Source organism: Bacteroidota bacterium, assembly GCA_039714315.1.
Classification (GTDB): domain Bacteria; phylum Bacteroidota; class Bacteroidia; order Flavobacteriales; family JADGDT01; genus JADGDT01.
Genome location: JBDLJM010000266.1, coordinates 1 through 1887, shown reverse-complemented (window position 1 = coordinate 1887; position 1887 = coordinate 1). Strand labels below are relative to the sequence as shown.

Sequence of the window (1887 nt, the reverse complement as noted above, 5' to 3'; positions counted from 1 at the left end):
CTGAACAAAGGCTGTCTTCCCGACTGAGGATCAACAATTGCAAGTCTTTCATGCGAAATTATTGCATCTTCGTTGCTATATACACCAGACCAGTCCGGTCCGCGATGACGAATTTTCTTTGACATCTTTAAAACCTGAGGTCTTAAATCCTGGGAATCTATCTTTAAATCAAAAGCTCCAACTATTCCACACATACTCTTATATTTTTAATCTTTTTATTATATATTTTCAGTCCCTTCCAAGGGGTTTTCTTTATTTGAAGATGCGAATATTATAAAAAAACATTAAACTACCTATCTAAAAGCCAATATTGATAATATTGTTTACATAAAATACAATTAACAAGTTTATTAGTTTCAATCTAAAAGTAAAATACTCTTTTTTCATAACTAACACAATTCTAATAAATTAAAAATAATTAGAAAAAAATATACTGTTCATCTGCTAATAAATAATGTAGATCATAAATAGGATATAAGCTTTGGCTTTGTGAAACATAAATGTAGTTTTGCAAAATATTACAATCTCTTTATTTAACATTGCAACGTATATATTTATCAGGCAATTACATTTAAATATGAACAAAAAACAAATACAACTTTCGCTAATTACACTACTTTTTTTGACTTCAAATATTTTTGCACAGGAGAAAACAGAAAATCAAACTAAATTAAAAGTTGGAGGTTACTTTAAAGCAGACTTTATTTCGTCAGTCTATAATAATGGAGAAGTAATTAAATCGAACGCCTTAAATAGCTTTCACATTCCGGGCTTGGTACCTGTTGGAGAAATTGACAAAAATTCAAGCAGCAACTTTCATGTAAAAGAATCGAGAATAAATTTGAATATAAACTCATATGTTAATAACAAGGCAATCAGGGCATTTGCAGAAATTGATTTTATGTTATCACCGTCAGGAAATAATATTGTCAGTAATTCATATTCACCAAGACTGAGACATTTCTTCATAGAATATGACTACTTCTTAATCGGGCAAACATGGTCTACCTTTATGATCGTAACTCTTCCGGATGACTTAGATTTTATGGGGGCAGCCGAAGGTGTAGTATTTAACAGACAACCACAATTGAGATATTCCACAAAAAACGGTTGGCAATTTTCACTGGAAAACCCATCTACAACCTACCTAAATCAGGAGGGCAAAAAAGTTACTGGAAATTATGAATTTGTTCCTGATGCAGTTGTAAGAAAAAATTTCAGTGGTTACTGGGGATCTTTTTCAGTATCAACAATATTCAGAAACTTAACTTTTAAGGAAAACGATACAAAACAAAACCATTTGGGATATGGAATTTCTACGGGAGGGAAATTAAATATAGGAGAAAAAGATAAACTTAGTTTCAGTTTAAGTGGAGGAAAGGGTATTGGACGATATTTGGCAGTAAACTTTATTACAGGTGGTGTATATGGGATCAATAACAATCCAGGAAATGAATTTGAAACTAATCCTGTAACATTTGAAACTATCCCTGTGATAAATGGATATTTCAGCTACCAGCATCACTGGAACGACAAATGGAAATCGAACGTTAACTATTCAGCACTTTATTCTGACAATCCCGATAATATTGCTGACAGTGCAAATAAAAGTGCCTGGAGTGCTTCGGGAAACATTTTATATTCTCCTGCCAAAAAACTTATGATTGGAATGGAATATATGCACGCATATCGTCAGATCCAAAGTGGTGATGAGGGCAGTATGGACAGAATACAGCTTTCGGCTAAATATTCCTTCTAAAAGTTCGCTTTAAAAATTTACAAATCAACTGCCAAAGATGTTCTTTCTGTATAGAAGAACAGCTTTGGCAGTTTTTTTATGCTGTATAAATAGTTTGAGTAAATAATGAATCAATCCAATAATATAGA

The 1887-nt window shown here is 32.0% G+C and carries 2 protein-coding genes; one reads left to right on the top strand and one right to left on the bottom strand.

Annotated features, from left to right (window positions below; genetic code table 11):
• A partial coding sequence (gene asnB, locus ABFR62_14215; GenBank protein ID MEN8139572.1) for an asparagine synthase B occupies window positions 1–194 on the bottom strand: 194 nt, incomplete at its 3' end.
• A 314-nt stretch (window positions 195–508) separates the two neighbouring features.
• Between asnB and ABFR62_14210 the strand changes: the two genes are divergently transcribed.
• Window positions 509–1759: a DcaP family trimeric outer membrane transporter gene (locus ABFR62_14210; protein MEN8139571.1), complete on the top strand. Its 1251-nt coding sequence runs from the start codon at window positions 509–511 to the stop codon at window positions 1757–1759.
• The last annotated feature ends 128 nt before the right edge of the window (window positions 1760–1887 follow it).